Below are 17,913 nucleotides of genomic sequence, written 5' to 3'. Positions count from 1 at the left end.
CGTGGCAGCGCGGCAATCGGCCGGCCGCTATCATGCGTACGATCGTTGCAGCGATAATGAGCATCGCATCAATCGCGTCAAACTTCGAATTGTTATCGACCGATCAGCTTGCGGCATTGATACCACTCCGAGATCGATAGCGTTTCCAAATAGGTCGATCGCCAAATTCTATTTTTTTGTTGCTCGGGCTTACGGCACATCAATCAGCAACGGTTTCCTTGAACGCCGCCGGCCATCGCTGAGGCTGCCAAACAGCCAGCGATTTCACGAACGGCACGAGGAGGCGCGACAAGCCGCGCGGAACGCGGCGCCGATGGGGAGGATAATCGTGAAGCCGACAAAGCGCGTCATTCGTCTGGGCTCGAGCACGCTGGCACTCGCCATCGCCGCCCACGTCTCCGTAGCGTCGGCGCAGGCGCCAGCGCAGGGCGGTGCCGCCTCGCCCGCCGGCCCCGCGCGATCGACCACCGACGAGCCTGTCGCACCGCCAATCCCCACCAACGCGCAGACCGCCGGCGCACCCGCCGGTGCGCAGGTGACGACGATCGAGCAGCCCGCGTCGGAGCCGGAAGCCGCCCAAGCGACAGACGAGACCGGCACGGGGCAGGACATCATCGTGACCGGCACCAACATTTCGGGCGTAAAGCCGGTCGGTTCTCAGACGCTGGCGATCGACCGGTCGCAGGTGCTGGCGACCGGTTACACCAACGTCAACGACGTGCTGCAGACGATTCCGCAGGTGCAGAACAACCCCAACTCCGGCGGCTCCGGCCCGGTCTATCGCCAGGGCGGTACCGCGGGTTACGGCGGCAATGCGACGCAGGGCACCGCGATCAACCTGCGCGGGCTCGGCACCTCCGCGACGCTGACGCTGGTCGACGGCCGCCGCGTCGTGCCGAGCGGCGCCGCCAGCACCTTTACCGAGTCGATCCAGATCCCGGTCGCCGCGCTCGAAAGGATTGAGGTGGTGAGCGACGGCAATTCGGCCATCTATGGCTCCGACGCGATCTCGGGCGTGATTAATTACGTGCTGCGCAAGAAGTTCGACGGGCTGGAGGTATCGGGCCGCGACACCTTCAACCGTTATAACAACGTCTGGGGCGTGTCGGTCACCGCAGGAAAGAGCTGGGACACCGGCAACATCATTATCACCTACGATCACGAGGATCGCGATCCTTTCACCAGCGGACGCTCAAAGTTCCTGCGCCGCGACCTAACTACCTTAGGCGGCGTCGACTCGCGCGCCAACAACGCAACGCTGGGCGTGTCAACGCCGACGCTCGTCACCGGCGGTAACGGCGTTCCCTACGCTTACTACACCATCCCGACCAACGCCGCGCCCGGCACCACCTTCGCGCAGCTCACGCCGGGTGCAAATTTGGTCGACCAATCGGACTTCACCGATTTCGTCGGGCGGCAGAAGCGCGATCAGGCCGCGGTGTTCATCAACCAGGACCTGACGCCGACGCTGTCGCTGTACCTGGAGTCCTTCTATACCAAGCGCGAGACGTCGAGCCGCAGCTACGGCAATTCGCGCGTCGGCAACAACGTGCTCGTCTGTCAGGGCAGCCCTTATTACATCAACGGCGCACCGGCTTCGGCATCGGCGGCGAACGCAGACTGCGGCGGCGCGCTGGCGCAGACGGTTGCGGTCGATCCCATCACCTTCTTCGGCGGACCGTCGGTGACGAAGAACCCGACCGAGACGATCAGCGTGACCGGCGGCATGACCGGGCATCTGCCCAATCGCTGGAACGTCGACACCTACTTCACCTACGCGCACGATTCGACCTGCGGCATCTGCAATTTCGACAACAACGCCAATGGTGCCGCCCTCGCCGCGCAGATCACCGCGGGCCGTATCAATCCGTACGGCAACGCGCCGCTCTCATCCGAGCAGTACGCGACCTTTCTCGGCACCAACACGCAATATTCGTACAACACCTTCGTCGACTCGGTGGTGAAGCTGGACGGGCCGCTGTTCTCGCTGCCCGGCGGCGAGGTGCGCACCGCATTCGGCGGCGAGCTCGCCTACAACCGCCAGCATCTACGCAACGGCAGCAACAATGCGTTCGAGAACGCTCGCACCAACAACGCCTTCGCGATCACCAACGACAGCGCCACGCAGCGAAGCACCGCGAGCGTGTTCGCCGAATTGTTCGTGCCGATCGTCGGCAGCGACATGAACGTGCCGCTCATACAGGAGCTGAACCTCGACGCCGCGGTTCGTTACGACAATTATTCCGACTTTGGTGGCACTACCAATCCGAAGTTCGGCGCGACCTGGACCGTCAACGACTTCCTGTCGATCCGCGGATCATGGGGAACGTCGTTCCGCGCACCCGCACTGACCGACACCAACCCGAACAATTACTCGTCCGCGGTGATCGGGCTGCCGTTCGCGAACAATTCGGGACGGCAGGATATCGCACTGCTCTATCCCGGCTTCAGCAGCACCTACATCCTGCTCGGCGCCAATCGCGACCTGCGCCCCGAAACGGCAACGACCTGGTCGGCGGGCTTCGACGTCAAGCCGGCGGGCAGCGGGTTCCGTTTCTCCGGTACCTATTACAATACGCACTACTCGAATCAGATCGTCGGGCAGAATGTCGGGCTGTTCCTGTCCAACCCGGCCAATGCCGCGCTCTACAGCCAGTATATTCAACCGGTCAGCAACCCGGCGAATTGCGTCAACGGCAACCCGGCGACCTATGACCCACGCCTCGCCAATTTCATCGCCGCCAATCCCGCGCTCTACAACACACCGGTGCTCAGCGCCTGCACGGTCGGCGTGATCCTCGACGCGCGCAACGCCAATGCCGCGACCACGTTTCAGGACGGATTGGATTTCCAGACCTTCTACCAGTTCGAGACCGGTTTTGGTCGCTGGAACATCGGCGCCAGCGTGACCAAGATCCTGAACCAGACGCTACAACAGGTATCCGGCGGCGCTACGGTCGACGTGCTGGATACCTATTACTACCCGGTCAGCCTACGCGGGCGCGGGCAGTTGAGCTGGAACCTAGGCGGGCTCGGTGTCAATGCGTTCCTCAACTACACGGGTTCGTACACCAACACGATCCCGATCACCGGGCGTGACCAGACCAAGGTGCCGTCGTGGAAGACGCTGGATATCGGCATCACCTACTCGGTCCCGCGTACCAGCGGCGTGCTGCGCGGCGTGCGACTGAGCGCGAACTTCCAGAACATTACCAACGAGGACCCGCCGCTTGTGCTGACGCAGGCCGGGGCGAATTACGGCGCGTACGACCCTTCCAACGCCAACATCCTCGGGCGTATCGTGACGTTCCAGCTCACCAAAGCCTTCTGACGCACGCAGCCTTCAACGGAGTTTCGATCTCATGACCAAGTCACAATTTGCGATGCTGGCGGCCGTCGCCGCCATCGCCACACCCGTTGTCGCGCCCGCACAAACTGGCCCGCAAGCCGGCGCGCCCGTCATCAAGACCGATCGCGGCCAAGTGCGCGGCTCCGTCGAGGACGGCGTCGCCAGCTGGAAGGGCATTCCATTCGCCGCTCCCCCGGTCGGGCAGCTCCGCTGGCGAGCACCGCAACCTGCCGCCGCCTGGACCGGTGTGCGCGATGCGACCGCCTATTCGCACGACTGCATGCAGGTGCCCTTCCCCAGCGACGCCGCCCCGCTCGGCACCACGCCTGCGGAAGATTGCCTGTACGCCAACGTGTGGAAACCGGCGAGCGCGGCCGCGAGTGCCAAGCTGCCAATTATCGTGTGGATCTACGGCGGCGGCTTCGTCAACGGCGGCGCCTCGCCCCCGACCTACTCGGGTGCGAACCTTGCCAAGCAGGGCGTCATGTTCGTCAGCTTCAACTACCGCGTCGGCCGCTTCGGCACATTCGCGCTGCCGCAGTTGACCAAGGCGAATGTCGACAACGGCATGCTCGGCAATTACGGCGTCATGGACCAGATTGCGGCGCTCAAGTGGGTGCAACGCAATGCAGCCGCGTTCGGCGGTGATCCCAACAATGTGACCATCATCGGCGAGAGCGCGGGCGGCATGTCGGTGCACATGCTCAACACCTCGCCGCTCGCACGCGGGCTGTTCAACAAGGCGTTCGTGATGTCGGGCGGCAACGGCCAATCCGACAAGAAGACGCTCGCCGATGTCGAGCAGGTCGGCGCCGCGTTCGCGCGGTCGAAGAACATCGACCCTGCGGCGCCTGACGCGCTGGCCAAGCTGCGCGCGCTCAGCGCCGACGACGTGACCGACGGGCTCAGCATGATGCAGATGTTCCGTCCCAAGGCAGGGCCGCCTACCAACACCGGCCCGTTTGTCGACGGCAAGGTCGTGGTGAACCTGGGCGACGCCTATAGCAGCGGCAATTTCGCGCGCGTGCCGACGATCATCGGTGCGACCAGCGCCGATATGGGCGGCAAGTCGGGCTTCATGATTGCGGGCGCGCGCGACGCGTCGGCCGCCATCGCCGACAAGGGCGTGCCGGTTTGGGAGTATCGCTTCTCCTACGTTGCGGACTCGGTCGGGCAGCCGGGCGCGCAGCACGCCACCGACATCCCTTTCTTCTTTGACACGCAGGCGATCAAATACGGCGACAAGACCACGCCGCGCGACAACCAGGTCGGCGACACGATCAGCCGCTACGTCGTCAACTTCGCCAAGACGAGCGATCCGAACGGCGGCAGCCTGCCCAAGTGGCCGCGCTACACGCGCGCCGGCGACCAGATCATGGACTTTACGGCCGACGGTCGTGCGGTGGCACAGCGCGATCCTTGGGGTGTCGACATCGAGGCAGGCAAGGCGCGGCTGGCGGCGGCGACCGCGTCGGGTCGCTACAATACGCTCACCACCACGCTCGGCACGCTGCTCGACAATCCGGGTGCGAAGGCGGTACTCCAGCGGCAGATCCCCGACGTGCTCGCCAGTCCGCAGATCGGGATGGCGCGCGGCGTGACGCTAGAGGCGCTGCAATCCTATCTGCCCGCGCTCACCGATCAGAAGCTGCGCGCGATCGACGCCGATCTCGCCAAGGTACCGGTGACCGACACCGCGGCGAGCAAGTAAACTAGACGATCTCGTCCTGTGCCGCCGGCAAGCGGCACAGGGCGGATTGACCGCATCGTTCGTGCCCGCCAACCTCCCGCCGATGCGCCGCTCGCCCAGCATGTCCAGCCTGCGCCTGTTCATGCAGGTCGCGTACAACCGCAGCTTCAGCGAAACCGGGCGGCTCACCAACGTCTCGCAGCCTGCGCTCAGCCGCACGATCCGGCTGCTCGAAGAACAGCTCGGGACGCGACTGTTCGACCGCGATAGCCGCAACGTCCGCCTGACCAGCGCGGGAGAGGCGTTGCTGCCGATCGTCGAGCGGCTGACAGCTGACTTCGACCATGCTTTCACCGAACTGGCGCAGAATTTCGCCGGGCAGCGCGGGCGCGTCGTCATCGGTGCCCTGCCGTCGGTCGCGGCGGGTGCGCTGCCGCGTGTCATGGCAACGTTCCTGGCTGCGCACCCACAGGTCGAGGTGATCGTGCGCGATCACCTGTCGGGCACCTTGTACCAGCAGATGCAGGACCGGCAGGTCGATCTGGCGGTCACCACGCCGCCGCCCAGCAACGAATTTCATTTCGCACCCTTGTTCGACGACCGGCTCGACCTGATCGTACCCGCGGGCAGCGCGCTCGACGTGCCCGCGCCGGCGCGCTGGGACGTGTTCGTCGACCATCCCTTCATCGCGATGGCCGCGCGCAGCAGCGTGCGCGACCTGACCGACGCCGCGATGAGCAAGGCGGATGTCTCGGTGCGTCCGTTGTTTGAATGCACCCAGCTGGCGAGCGTCGGCGCGATGATCGAGGCTGGGCTCGGCATCACCGCGCTGCCACGCTCGTGTCTGGGCATGCTGCACATGGGGGCGCTCGCGGCGCGGCGGCTGGAGGCGCCGGTGATCGAGCGGACGATCGGCATCGCGCACCCCGTCAATCGCACCCTCGCCCCCGCGGTGGAGGCGTTCCGGCTCCACTTCCTCGCGCATCAGCACACCTGCACCGCGATCGCATAAACTGATCGATCGATCAGAATTTTCTAATTGCTGAATAGCGTCGCCGCCCGCAATTTGTCGGACGACCGGCAACAGCCGGGTCGGGGAGGATCATGCTCGCACTCATCGGCGCATCGGCGATTCTGTTGCTGTTGCTGCTCATCCTCTCGAACCGCATCTCGCCCCTCGCCGCGTTGATCCTGGTTCCCGTGGCGGCTGCCGTGATCGCCGGGCAAAGCGCGGACGTGCCCGGCTACGTCGCCGCCGGCTTGTCCAAGATCGCGCCGGTCGCGGCCATGTTCGTCTTCGCGATCCTGTTCTTCGGCATCATGACCGATGCCGGGCTGCTCGCACCACTGGTCGCGCTGGTGCTGCGCCTGGTGGGCGAGCGACCGAGCCGGATCGCGCTCGGCACCGCCGCGCTCGCGCTGCTGATCCACCTCGACGGGTCAGGCGCGGTCTGCTTCCTCGTCACCATTCCGGCGCTGCGTCCGCTCTACGATCGGCTCGGCATGGATCGACGCGTACTCGCCTGCACGGCCTCACTGGCGGCAGGCGTCAACTTCCTGCCGTGGACCGGCCCGACGCTGCGCGCGTCCGCCGCGCTGAAGGTTCCGATGACCGATCTGTTCACGCCGATGATCCCGGTGCAGGCGACTGGGCTTGTGTTCGTCTTCGCCGCCGCCTGGTGGCTCGGCAAACGCGAGGAACGACGCATCGCCGCCGGGAGCCCACGCCCGACCGTGCAGGGCGATGCAGCCATTCCAAACACCGCCGACGATGATCGAACGCTCCACCGCCCCCGCCTCTTTCCCCTGAACGTCGCGCTGACGATGTTGGTGGTCGGCGTGATGATCGCCGGCGTCGTCGAGCCCGCGATCGTGTTCATGGTCGGCACCGCAATCGCGCTGGTACTGAATTACCCCGATGCAACGGCGCAGCGCGCCCGCGTCGACGCGCACGCCCGCGCGGCGCTGCTGATGGCCACCATCCTCCTCGCCGCCGGTGCGTTCACCGGCATCATGAACGGATCGGGGATGATCGGCGCGATGGCGCAGACCGGCGCGACGCACGTTCCGGCTCCGCTCGGACAGCACCTACCGGCCCTCGTCGGCGTGGTGGCGATGCCGCTCAGCCTCGTATTCGATCCCGATTCATTCTACTTCGGCGTGCTGCCCGTGATCGCGCACGTGTCCGACGCTTTCGGAACGTCGGGGATTGCGGTCGCGCGCGCGGCGCTGCTGGGGCAGATGACGACCGGCTTTCCGGTCAGCCCGCTGACGCCGGCGACCTTCCTGGTGGCCGGGCTGAGCGGCATCGAACTCGGCGCACACCAGCGCTTCTCCATTCCCTGGCTGTTCGCCGCTAGCCTTGTGATGCTCGCCGCCGCCCTGCTGCTCGGAACGATCCCACTGTGAACCGCACCATCCGCATCGGCGCCGGCGCAGGCTTCGCGGGCGACCGGATCGAACCCGCGATCGAACTGGTCGAGCACGGCGACCTCGACTTTCTCGTGTTCGAGTGCTTGGCCGAACGTACCATTGCACTGGCGCAGGCCGCGCGCCGCGCCGACGCAGCCGCAGGCTTTGACCCGTTGCTGCTGAACCGAATGCGGCGCGTCCTGCCGGCGGCGCATGCGCGCGGCGTGCGGATCGTCACCAACGCGGGCGCGGCAAATCCCATAGCAGCCGCAACCGCCGTCGCAGCGCTCGCACGTGACATGGGGATCACCCGGCTGAACGTCGCAGCCGTCACCGGCGACGACGTGCTCGACTATATCGTCGCTCACGATCTGCCGCTGATCGACCGTGCGGGTCGCACCGGAGACCTGGCCGGCGTCATTTCCGCCAACGCCTATCTGGGTGCCGCACCCATCATGGATGCGCTCGCGCAAGGGGCCGATGTCGTGATTACCGGACGAGTCGGCGACCCCGCGCTGTTCCTCGGGCCAGTGGCGCACGCCTTCGGTTGGTCGCTCGACGATCCAGAGATGGCAGGGCGTGGCACGTTGCTCGGTCATCTACTCGAATGCGCCGGGCAATTGACCGGCGGCTATTTTGCCGATCCGCCGCGCAAGCACGTCCCCGACCTTGCCCGGCTGGGCTTTCCGATCGCGGAGGTGGCACCAGACGGCAGCGCCGTGCTGACCAAGGTCGCGGGCTCCGGGGGACGCCTGACGCTCGCGGGGTGCAAGGAGCAGTTATTGTACGAGATTCTCGATCCAGGCGCTTATCACCAAGCCGACGTGGTTGCCGACTTCCGCCGCGTTCGTTTTCGGGAGCTCGCGCCCGATCGGATCGCGGTCGATGGCGGAACCGGGCACGGGCGTACGGGCAAGCTCAAGGTGTCGATCGGCCACGACGACGGCTTCATCGGAGAAGGACAGATTTCCTATGCCGGCCCCCGCGCCGCCGAGCGCGCAAGGCTGGCGGGTGAGATCGTGCGCGAGCGATTGCAACTGATCGGCGCGCAGCACGACGAACTGCGCGTCGATCTGATCGGCGCCGACCTGCTCGATCGATCGCGCGACGACCATGCCGCGCGCGAAGTACGGTTGCGTGTCGCCGCGCGCGCCGCAAGCGAACAGGCCGCAGACCTGGCGGGCATGGAGGTCGAAGCGCTCTATACCAACGGTCCCTTCGGCGGCGGCGGCGTGGTGCGCAGCGTCCGCCCGGTGGTGGCGATCGCCTCCACGCTGATCCCCGACGATGTGGTCAGCCCGCGCGTGACGATGGTGGAGGCGTAGATGCTGCTGGGTGACGTGGCGCACGTGCGCACCGGCGACAAAGGCGAAACCTCGCAGATTTCGGTGATCGCTTACGATCCGACCGACTTCGCCTTGCTCGCCCGCGAGGTGACGGAGGTACGCGTCACGCGGCATCTGTCTCACCTGCCGATCAGGCAGGCGACGCGCTACGAATTGCCGGAGCTCGGCGCACTCAACTTCGTGCTCGACGGTGCGTTGGCGGGTGGCGTGACCCGATCGCTCGCCCTCGATGCGCACGGCAAGACCATCGGCGCGCACCTGCTCGACCTCCCGATCGGTGAGGCAGAGCCGGCGTGATGGTGCGCAAGCAGCTCGCCTTTCTCCTGCTGGCGGCCAGTAGCGCGAGCGTCGCCGATGCACGGCTCACGCGCCTTTTCGTCACCAGCCAGGAAGATGTGGCCCCGGCCCGTCCGGATGCTCCCGCCTATCGCATCATGCGCGGCCATTACGACGGCGAGGTTGATCCCGTCGACGCACGCAATCGTATCATCACCGATCTCAGCAGTGCCCCGCGGCTCGCCAACGGCCATGTCGCCTATAGCGCGACCTTCGCAATTGCGCTTCCCGCCGATCCTGCACGAACGAACGGCTTCCTGTGGTACGACGTGCCCAATCGCGGCAACGGCAGTGTCACCGCCGACCCGGACGGCGCGATCCGTGTGGTGAGCGGGTGGCAGGGTGACCTGACCCCGCAACCCGGCGCGCAGACGCTTGAGGTGCCGGTCGCACGCGGTCATGACGGACCGCTGACCGGTCCAGTGCTCCAGCGCTTTACCGACGTGCCCGCCGGCACGCGAAGCGTCGCGATCACCGGCAGCATCGGGCGCCCGACCGCGCGGCCGCTACCCGTTTCGCTCGACACCCATCGCGCGCAACTGTTTAACCAGGCAAGTGATTCCGCTGCGCTGGTGGCAGTGGCCGCACGCGACTGGGCTTTTGCCGACTGCCGTGACGGCCCATTCCCGGGCCGTCCCGACCCGACGCAGCTCTGCCTGCGCGGCGGCTTCAAACCTGCCACTGCCTATACGCTCACGTATCAGGGCCGCGATTCGAAGGTGCTGGGATTGGGGTTCGCCGCGGTGCGCGATTTCAACGCATTCCTGCGCTACGCCGCGCGAGACGATGCGGGAACACCCAACCCGGTGGCGGGACTGGTGCGCTGGCCGATCATCACGGGCACGTCGCAGTCGGGCAATTTCGTCCGCAGCCTGATCGCGCTCGGCTTCAACGCGAGCGAAGACGGGCGGCGCGTGTTCGACGGCGCAAATCCCAACATCGCTGCGCGACAGGTGCCGCTCAACATTCGCTTCGGCGTACCCGGGGGTGCCGCGGGACTGTTCGAGCCCGGCAGCGAAGGCGCTTTGTGGTGGTCACGCTACGACGACCGCGCGCGTGACCGCGGTGTGTCGAGCCTGCTCGATCGTTGCCGCGTCGACGACACGTGTCCGCGGATCATCGAAACCTTCGGCTCGGCCGAGTTCTGGGGCCTACGGATGTCGCCCAATCTGGTCGGCACCGACGCGCGCGCGGACCTGCCGCTGCCGCTCGAGGTACGCCGCTACTATTTCCCCGGTACGACGCACGGCGGATCGTCCATCGGCGGCTTCCCGCCGGCAGGCGAGAAAGTGCCCGCCGGCGCCCCGGCATGCCTGATGGCATGGAACCCCAATCCGTCCGCGGATACGCGCCGCGCCTTGCTACAGGCACTCGCGGAATGGGTCGCGCGAGGCAAGGAGCCGCCCGCCAGCCGCTATCCCACGCTCGCGCGTGGCGAGCTGGTCGAACCGACCGCCGCCGCGATGAATTGGCCGCGCATTCCGGGTGCACCGCTGCCCGATGGCAAGCTGAACGCCTTCCTCGATTACGATTTCGGCCCCGGCTTTCGCTACAATGACCTGTCGGGCGTGATCGCGCGCCAGCCGCCAGCGATCCGGAAGGTGATTCCCTCGCTCGTCCCTCGCGTCGACCGCGACGGCAACGAGGTTGGCGGCGTGCCATCGGTGCAGATGCTGGTACCGCTAGGCAGCTATACCGGCTGGAACGTGCAGGCCCGCGGCTATGGTGCCGGCGGCGGTTGCGGCTTCGTCGGCGGGTTCGTGCCCTTTGCCCGCACCGAAGCGGAGCGGCGCGCGTCGGGGGACCCGCGCCCCTCGCTCCAATCGCGCTACCGCGACCACGCGGGCTTCGTCGCGCAGGTCCGCCGGGTTGCCGCCGAACAGGTGCAACAGGGCTGGCTGCTCGCCCCCGACGCCGAACGGCTGGTGAAGCAGGCCGAGCAGAGCGACGTGCTCCGATGAGCCAACAACACATATCGATCCGGGAGAACCACATGACTCGTCACAGGCTGTCGCTCTGCTCCGCGCTCGCGCTCGTGCTCGCCGCCGATGCCGCTACCGCGCGCGAGGCGCCGCCCCCCGATCAGGCGAGCGCACGCGCCGATGCGACGCTGGCCAAGATGCGGATGGAGGAGAAGACCATTCTCACCCACGGCATCATGCCGCTGCCGTTCGGCCCCAACCCGCCCAAGCTGCCCGCCGATGCGATCGCGGGCGCGGGCTATGTCGTGGGCGTCCCGCGGCTAAGCGTGCCGTCGCTGCGCGAAACCGATGCCAGCCTGGGCGTCGCCTGGGTCGGCGGCATTCGCAAGGACGGCGCAACCGCCCTTCCCTCCGGCCTCGCAATGGCATCGACCTGGAACGATGCGCTGATCGAGCAGGGCGGGCGCATGATCGGCGGTGAGGCTCGCGCGAAGGGGTTCAACGTCCTGCTGGCGGGCGGCGTCAACCTGCTGCGCGATCCGCGGAACGGTCGCAATTTCGAGTATTTGGGCGAAGACCCGCTGCTCGCCGGCACGCTGGTGGGGCACGCGATCCGCGGCATCCAGTCGAACCACATCATCTCGACGATCAAGCATTTCGCGCTCAACGGTCAGGAGACCGGACGAAAGTTCGTCAACTCGAAGATTTCCGAAGCCGCCGCCCGCGAGAGCGATCTGCTTGCGTTTCGCATCGGCATGGAGATCGGCAATCCCGGGTCGGTGATGTGCGCCTACAATCAGGTGAACGGCGAACAGGCGTGCGCGAGCGATTGGCTGCTCAATCGCGTGCTCAAGCAGGACTGGGGCTACCAGGGCTTCGTCATGTCCGACTGGGGCGCGGTGCCGAGCCTCGATGCCGCGCTTAAGGGGCTCGACCAGCAATCGGGTGCGCAGCTCGACAAAGCGGTGTTCTTCGCCGACAGGCTAGCCGCTGCCGCCGCTAGCGACCCTGCCTACAGAACGCGGCTAGACGACATGAACCGTCGCATCCTGTGGGCGATCTACGACAACGGGCTCGACCGCTTTCCCGCGCGCGCGGGCGGTGCGATCGATGCGACAGCCAACGCGCAGGTCGCCGAAGAGGTCGCGAAGCAGGGTATCGTGCTCTTGCGCAACGAACGCAACGCGCTGCCGCTCGCCGCTTCGGCGAAGCGGATCGCAGTGATCGGCGGATATGCCAACACCGGCGTCCTGTCGGGTGCGGGCTCGAGCCAGGTGCAGGGCGCGGCAGGGCCGGCGCTGTCTATCCCGCTCGGCGGCACCGATCCGTTCTCCGCCTTTCTCTCGCAATCCTACCAGCGTTCGGTCCCGCTCGATGCGATGAAGGCGCTCGCGCCACAAGCGGACTTCCACTTCCGCGATGGCCGCTACATCGCCGATGCGGTGACACAGGCGAAGCAGGCCGATGTCGCGATCGTCTTCGCCACGCAGTGGTCGACCGAGGGGCTCGACCAGCCGGACCTGTCGCTGCCGAACGGACAGGATGCGCTGATCGACGCGGTGACGCGCGCCAATCCGAACACGATCGTGGTGCTGGAAACGGGTGGTCCCGTGCTGATGCCGTGGCTTAACCGAACCGCGGCGGTGGTAGAGGCGTGGTACCCCGGCGCGCGCGGCGGCGAGGCGATTGCCGCGGTATTGTTCGGGAAGGTCAATCCCTCGGGCCATCTGCCGATCACCTTCCCGGCATCGATCGACCAGTTACCGCGTACGTCGGTCGACGGTTTCGACGCGCTCGAACCCGATTTCGCGGGCAATCCGCCGCACGGCGACATGAAGCTCGACGCCGATTACGGCATCGAGGGATCGGACGTTGGCTACCGCTGGAACGCGCGCAACGGGTACAAGGCGTTGTTCCCGTTCGGACACGGCCTGTCCTACACCAGCTTCGCAATTGGCGTGCCGCGCATGAACGGCACCAATGCGACGATCAACATCACGAACACCGGCCAACGCCCCGGCGCAACCGTGGGGCAGCTTTACCTCACCAAGCGCGGCGGCAAGATCAAGCAGCGGCTGGTCGGTTATGGTCGCGTTGAACTCGCGCCCGGCGAGTCGCGAACGATAACAATTGCGATTGATCCACGGCTACTCGCCGATTGGCAGAATACCGGCTGGACGATGCCGGCAGATGATTATTCTTTCGCAAGCGGCTCGTCAGCGGGAGAGTTGAGCAAACCCGTAACTATACATTTGCCAGCGCGTCGTTGGCACGACGCCACTCTTCGCGACCCAACTCGCAACAAGCGTTGAGAACTAAAATACGGCGGACGCAAGGCGATCATTCTAACCTTGTTCCGCCCGCAAATAGCAAATGCTCCGCTTCTAAACACATCAAGCGCTTGTGTTTTCAAGCTACTTCCTGAACAAACGGCCGACCATGGCAAGCATCCCTAGATAACGGACAGGCGGCTATCCACCACAAACAGACAATCGTCTGATGATCAGATCGGCGAGTGCCAAGGGCAGAAGATGCGGGAACCGACTTATCAGACCCGACGCTTCGTTGCGGCGACGAAGGAGTTCTCCACCGCCAGCCGGTCGACCCTGAACGAGGCGCACCGAGAGGCGACATCGATATATACTTACGAACTCGCCGAAGCGTTCACGAAGGCGATCGAGTAAAGACCTTACCTTCAACGCAGTTGACGAGTTGCGAACCAACCTCCGTTTCGACCGCAATAAAGGTCCCATAATCGATAGCCGATCGAATGAGCGCGCTACATCTGAAAGGCGAGTCGAACAACCGGTACAGCGGTTTACCTCTGAGGGCAGCCAAGACGGTCGCAGGCATTTGCTCACCCTCAACGCGTATCTCGTTCTTCCAAACGTGAAGACGGCCTGCGTCCCAACTCGAGGCGTGGATGATCCCGTCGCACCAGAACAGCTTGTAGCGTTGAAGACCCGAGGGCACCGCGACATCGGCGAACACCTCGTACTTCTCGGCGAGTCGAACGAGCAGGGAGGATAGACCGTCCGTCGAAACGAGTGCGATCGACAGAGCCATTTCGTCGATGCGTCCATCGGCTCCCGCATGGCGCAGCGTCTCGAGCTCCAGCGAACGGAGAAGCCCGTGCATGCCGACCGCCTTACCAGGCGCCTGTGCGGATCGGATGACCTGCATCACGGTTCCTTGTCGAAGAGCGTCGTCGATGGCGTCGAATTCTACGCAAAGCTCAACGGGGCTGAAGGGCACGTGATCATTCAGCTGCACCGTCACGCATCGAAAGCGGACCCCGTCCAGCGTCGTCGCCACTCGTCGAGCCGCATCGCTCGCCTCGCACACCCGCGCGGCGATCACCCGATCGTTGGTCCACAGATCAGCCATTTCGTCGACCACGTCCGCGGCGATGGTCTCGACCTCGCCAGCGGTGAGCGCGCAGAAGATTCCGCGCGAGGTCGAGTTCAAGGAATGTACGAGTAACACGCCACCGGCCGGAGCGAACGGCGGCCACTGCAGACAGTAGCGCCAATTTCCCGCGATGAACCTTTCAACGAGTGCCGGACGTCCGATGGCACCGCAGGGCCGATCCCGACAGAGGAGATCGACTTCTCGTAGAAGGAGAGAGAGGTTCGACCCGCCGGGTCGTTTCGGTAGATCCTGGGTCCGATGAAGCCCTGGTTCGTCGACGTCGAAGCTCAAGGTCTGATCGTCCACGAAGCCGACGCTTGGACCAACAGAACCCATTAGCGCACCACCCGGCAGCCTGCAGCGTCTGCCGCCACGACCGAAGAAGAGCCGGTCGAAACGCGCGGCTAGGCGGCGCACCGCAGGTCTATCGAGTCCCAGCCAGGCTTCCTCGACCAACCCGGCGCCACGTAACCGCGCCTCCGTCAAGAAAAGGTCGTGCAACGCGCGCCACACCGGGGTTCCAGTGGGCGTCCGGGCCTCGCCGACGGCGTGCTCCAGCAACGAGCGGACCCGCTCGGACCGCACCTCATCGGGTTGATTATGTTCGCAGAAGGAGCTGATCATGCGGTCGTTGTAGGACGACGAGGCCGATTGCCGAAGTCGACCATTTCGATCGCTCGTGCAAACTGAATCGGCGTCAGCGCCGGCGCGTCGCGATGCAGAAACATATCACCAAGTCTTTCATCTGGCGGCAACCAGAGAAAGACCTGTGTTTTAACGCACGACCGCAGGTGAAGTCACCGGCGGGGTCAGCCGAGCCGGTTGGATGCCTGGGGGTCGAGCGGTGTCTGCTGCTTGGCAGCGGTCGCCGCGATGGAGACGCGCTCACCAGTCTAGGTTCGCAACTCCCTCACAATCGCGTTCAACGGGCTGCGATAGGAATCGCGCGAGGCCCTCCACCACCTGCATCTCCGCCTTGTAGATCACCTGCCCCCCCCCCCTTTCTTGCGGAAACGAGTTTGGCGGCTGAGAGGATCGCCAGATGCGGGCTGGTGCCGTTGCGCGACATGCCGACCGCGTCCGCGATGTCGCTCGCGGCCACTCCTTGGGGCAGATGCTCGACCAGCAGCTTGTAGATATCGAGCCTGGTCTGCTGCGCCAGCGCGCTCATGACTTGTACGGCCTGCATCTTCTTCACTCCATTCCGATACGCGCGGCGGAGACGCCGATCCAAGCCCCGCTGAATTTAGCCACACAAATTCAATAATACGAGAACTATTGAATTATAATCGTAGAATTCTTATCTGCTGTGTGTCGCTGTAGGCCGCCGTTCGGCGACCTACAGACGGCGACGACCTGGAGGAACCGATGGATGCGATCACCGTCAGCGGTTCGATGCCGGCCAGGACGTCCACGCACGCGACGGCTTCACGGCGCACCTGCCGCGCGAGGAAAAGCGCGGCATCTTTCCCGATCCGCTCGACGCCGACAAAGCGGCCGACGAGCTGGTGCCGACAACTGACGTGCGATCGGCCGCATCGCCCCCGTCGCAGTGGAAATCCCAAGCTGTGCCGTCTCCGCCACAAACGCATCTTACCCGGGAGGCAAAGATGAGCATTCTTAACGCGGTCGACCGCGCGGACGCTGTCGGCATGCCGGGTGCGCGCGTCCTCCATCCGCTGCTTAGTGGCCGCGACTTCGTCATTCCGGGTGCCGCGCAGGTCGGTGGAGCATCGTCGCTCGCTTTCGATGCCGTTCGCGTGGCGTTGCAGGTGCCGTGGAAGGGCTAGGCGCACGCCGTCATAATCGACGACGCATCCATTCGATCGTCGCTGAACGTCGTGGAACCCAGTCATTAAAGAAGGAGCGTTGAGAGGCATGTCCACCAACGGCACGGCATCCACGAAGACGAGCCGGACGACGTTCGTGACCGAACGTCAGGCTACCGTATACAGCCTGTATGTTCGACACCAGTCGATGTCGGAGGTGGCTCGGATGATGGGCGTTTCCCAGATCACGGTTCGGGAGACGTTGGTCCAGTATCAGCGAAATAAGCTGCGGGATCAGGGATTTTCCCCGCCGCCGTTGAAAGCCATGTTGAAGGGGGACGTCATTACTCGCTTCGGCGTCAATCGTCGAAAGGCGGGCGGACGGCCGGCCATGCACCCGCAGGTAGATGTCGCGGCCCGTCCGACGCCTATGCGAGAGGTGCGATCGTCCGAACCGACCCGCCGCAAGGTCGACGCCCCCACCGCCGGCGTCACCAGGATGATCATCACATGTGCCGAGGCGGGAACACCCACCCACGAGGCGTTCCTCCGCAACGTGCTCGCATACGCCAACTGGTTGAACGCCGAGCTGATGGTGGTGAAGATTGGCGACGGCGACGTCGATCCGGTAGTTATAGACTTCTTGTGGGCGAGCCCGGTCGATCTCGAGGACCAGGTGGAGGTTGCCACTAACGTAAGCGTCCATCCGCGAGCCACACGTCCTCTGGGTAGCGTGAAGGGCTGCAGATCCGCTGTTTGGACCGTCGTGCCTCATGCGGTCATCCAGCTCGAGACGATGCCGCGCATCCGTGCCGACGGCCTTCGCGTGCAGCTCACGACGGGCGCTATGACTCTTCCGCACCGGTCAGCCATCCCCGGATCGCGCGAGGAACTCGGGGCCGTGATCGTGGAATTGTCTAGTGACGGGGTGGGTCATTGCCGCCACATCCTCGCGCCTGTCGACGGGGACGGATCGTTCCAGGATCTCGCAGTCCGCGTCGAAGGCGGATCCATCAAACGCGGCTGTGGGGTCGAGGCGATCAACTTCGGCGATATTCACCACTCCAGTCTCGATGCGGAAGTGGCGGCGGCGACCTGGGGAATTGGCGCAAAGGACCCAACCGCCAAATCCCTCGTCGACCTACTTCGTCCGAGACGGCAGATCTTCCACGACGTCTGCGACTTCTCGGCACGAAGCCCTTTCGACGCCCGTAACCACCTCCGTCGGTTCGCCCAGTTTGCGAACGGGGGTGGGAACGTGGGCGCGGAGATGGAGCAGGCTGCGAGATTTCTCTCCGTCTCCTCACGCCCGTGGTGCACGTCGCTGGTCGTTGCCTCCAACCACGACGCCATGTTCGGGCATTGGCTTCGGGAGACTGATTTCCGGGACGATCCGGCGAACGCAATTTTCTTCCTGAGATGCGCACTCGCTCTACATGAGCGGCTCGCACGCGGCGAGGACTCGGAAGGGTTCTTCGAGGCAACGCTGCGGGATCTCGCCGCGGATGAGCTGCAGGGAGTGCATTTCCTTCGGAACGGCGAGAGCTACAAGGTGGCGGGGATTTAGATGGGTATTCACGGAGACAAGGGCCCCGATGGACGCAAGGGCGGCATGCAAAGCGTCGAGAACCTAGGCATTCGCGCCACCATCGGTCACACGCATAGGCCCACCACGCGC

Annotated in this window: 13 protein-coding genes; 11 read left to right on the top strand and 2 right to left on the bottom strand. The window is 65.1% G+C overall.

Annotated elements, in window-relative coordinates:
• The first annotated feature begins 328 nt into the window (after positions 1-328).
• The 9 genes from QZ847_RS01260 to QZ847_RS01220 all read left to right on the top strand — a co-directional run bounded on the left by QZ847_RS01260 (position 329) and on the right by QZ847_RS01220 (position 13,739).
• Complete coding sequence (locus QZ847_RS01260; RefSeq protein ID WP_294352359.1) at positions 329-3,331, top strand: TonB-dependent siderophore receptor; 3,003 nt, start codon at positions 329-331, stop codon at positions 3,329-3,331.
• Between the two features lie 31 nt (positions 3,332-3,362).
• Positions 3,363-5,060 (top strand): carboxylesterase family protein, encoded by a 1,698-nt coding sequence (locus QZ847_RS01255; protein WP_366930161.1) that lies wholly within the window; start codon positions 3,363-3,365, stop codon positions 5,058-5,060.
• A 46-nt stretch (positions 5,061-5,106) separates the two neighbouring features.
• The gene (locus QZ847_RS01250; protein ID WP_294352357.1) at positions 5,107-6,051 is read left to right on the top strand and encodes a LysR family transcriptional regulator; all 945 of its coding nucleotides are present in this window, start codon (positions 5,107-5,109) and stop codon (positions 6,049-6,051) included.
• Positions 6,052-6,143: 92 nt separating this feature from the next.
• Positions 6,144-7,448 (top strand): citrate:proton symporter, encoded by a 1,305-nt coding sequence (locus QZ847_RS01245; protein WP_294352355.1) that lies wholly within the window; start codon positions 6,144-6,146, stop codon positions 7,446-7,448.
• The gene (locus tag QZ847_RS01240) at positions 7,445-8,776 is read left to right on the top strand and encodes an acyclic terpene utilization AtuA family protein (RefSeq protein WP_294352351.1); all 1,332 of its coding nucleotides are present in this window, start codon (positions 7,445-7,447) and stop codon (positions 8,774-8,776) included. Before QZ847_RS01245 ends, QZ847_RS01240 begins: the two co-directional genes overlap by 4 nt.
• A complete protein-coding gene (locus QZ847_RS01235; protein WP_294190205.1) occupies positions 8,777-9,094 on the top strand; it encodes a hypothetical protein in 318 nt (105 codons plus the stop codon). It begins immediately after the preceding gene.
• Complete coding sequence (locus QZ847_RS01230; protein WP_294352400.1) at positions 9,094-11,094, top strand: alpha/beta hydrolase domain-containing protein; 2,001 nt, start codon at positions 9,094-9,096, stop codon at positions 11,092-11,094. The genes QZ847_RS01235 and QZ847_RS01230 overlap by 1 nt, the downstream gene beginning before the upstream one ends.
• 32 nt (positions 11,095-11,126) lie before the next feature.
• Positions 11,127-13,367 carry a glycoside hydrolase family 3 C-terminal domain-containing protein gene (locus QZ847_RS01225; RefSeq protein ID WP_294352350.1) on the top strand — a complete coding sequence of 747 codons (2,241 nt, stop codon included), beginning with the start codon at positions 11,127-11,129 and terminating at the stop codon, positions 13,365-13,367.
• 219 nt (positions 13,368-13,586) lie between these two features.
• Entirely contained in the window at positions 13,587-13,739 is a 153-nt protein-coding gene (locus tag QZ847_RS01220) for a hypothetical protein (RefSeq protein ID WP_294352348.1), read from the top strand.
• Here the strand turns inward: QZ847_RS01220 and QZ847_RS01215 are convergent.
• A complete protein-coding gene (locus QZ847_RS01215) occupies positions 13,720-15,090 on the bottom strand; it encodes a hypothetical protein (RefSeq protein ID WP_294352346.1) in 1,371 nt (456 codons plus the stop codon). The two genes, QZ847_RS01220 and QZ847_RS01215, sit on opposite strands and share 20 nt — an antisense overlap.
• Before the next feature lie 298 nt (positions 15,091-15,388).
• Positions 15,389-15,655, bottom strand: a complete 267-nt coding sequence (locus tag QZ847_RS01210) for a helix-turn-helix domain-containing protein (protein WP_294352398.1) — start codon at positions 15,653-15,655, stop codon at positions 15,389-15,391.
• A 421-nt stretch (positions 15,656-16,076) separates the two neighbouring features.
• Between QZ847_RS01210 and QZ847_RS01205 the strand changes: the two genes are divergently transcribed.
• Entirely contained in the window at positions 16,077-16,256 is a 180-nt protein-coding gene (locus QZ847_RS01205) for a hypothetical protein (RefSeq protein ID WP_294352344.1), read from the top strand.
• Positions 16,257-16,344: 88 nt separating this feature from the next.
• Positions 16,345-17,802 (top strand): hypothetical protein, encoded by a 1,458-nt coding sequence (locus tag QZ847_RS01200; RefSeq protein ID WP_294352342.1) that lies wholly within the window; start codon positions 16,345-16,347, stop codon positions 17,800-17,802.
• Positions 17,803-17,913: the final 111 nt, after the last annotated feature.

The sequence above is a fragment of the uncultured Sphingomonas sp. genome (genome assembly GCF_913778135.1).
In the GTDB taxonomy this organism is placed as follows: domain Bacteria; phylum Pseudomonadota; class Alphaproteobacteria; order Sphingomonadales; family Sphingomonadaceae; genus Sphingomonas.
The sequence above is the reverse complement of the archived record's forward strand: the minus strand, read 5'-3'. Positions and strand labels throughout refer to the sequence as shown.

What these genes read in the sequence shown, in the direction of transcription:
- QZ847_RS01245 (WP_294352355.1), top strand. Translation starts at nt 6,144, where the DNA reads ATGCTCGCACTCATCGGCGCATCGGCGATTCTGTTGCTGTTGCTGCTC.
- QZ847_RS01205 (WP_294352344.1), top strand. Translation starts at nt 16,077, where the DNA reads ATGAGCATTCTTAACGCGGTCGACCGCGCGGACGCTGTCGGCATGCCG.
- QZ847_RS01210 (WP_294352398.1), bottom strand. Translation starts at nt 15,655, where the DNA reads ATGCAGGCCGTACAAGTCATGAGCGCGCTGGCGCAGCAGACCAGGCTC.
- QZ847_RS01230 (WP_294352400.1), top strand. Translation starts at nt 9,094, where the DNA reads ATGGTGCGCAAGCAGCTCGCCTTTCTCCTGCTGGCGGCCAGTAGCGCG.
- QZ847_RS01215 (WP_294352346.1), bottom strand. Translation starts at nt 15,090, where the DNA reads ATGATCAGCTCCTTCTGCGAACATAATCAACCCGATGAGGTGCGGTCC.
- QZ847_RS01220 (WP_294352348.1), top strand. Translation starts at nt 13,587, where the DNA reads ATGCGGGAACCGACTTATCAGACCCGACGCTTCGTTGCGGCGACGAAG.
- QZ847_RS01255 (WP_366930161.1), top strand. Translation starts at nt 3,363, where the DNA reads ATGACCAAGTCACAATTTGCGATGCTGGCGGCCGTCGCCGCCATCGCC.
- QZ847_RS01235 (WP_294190205.1), top strand. Translation starts at nt 8,777, where the DNA reads ATGCTGCTGGGTGACGTGGCGCACGTGCGCACCGGCGACAAAGGCGAA.
- QZ847_RS01225 (WP_294352350.1), top strand. Translation starts at nt 11,127, where the DNA reads ATGACTCGTCACAGGCTGTCGCTCTGCTCCGCGCTCGCGCTCGTGCTC.
- QZ847_RS01200 (WP_294352342.1), top strand. Translation starts at nt 16,345, where the DNA reads ATGTCCACCAACGGCACGGCATCCACGAAGACGAGCCGGACGACGTTC.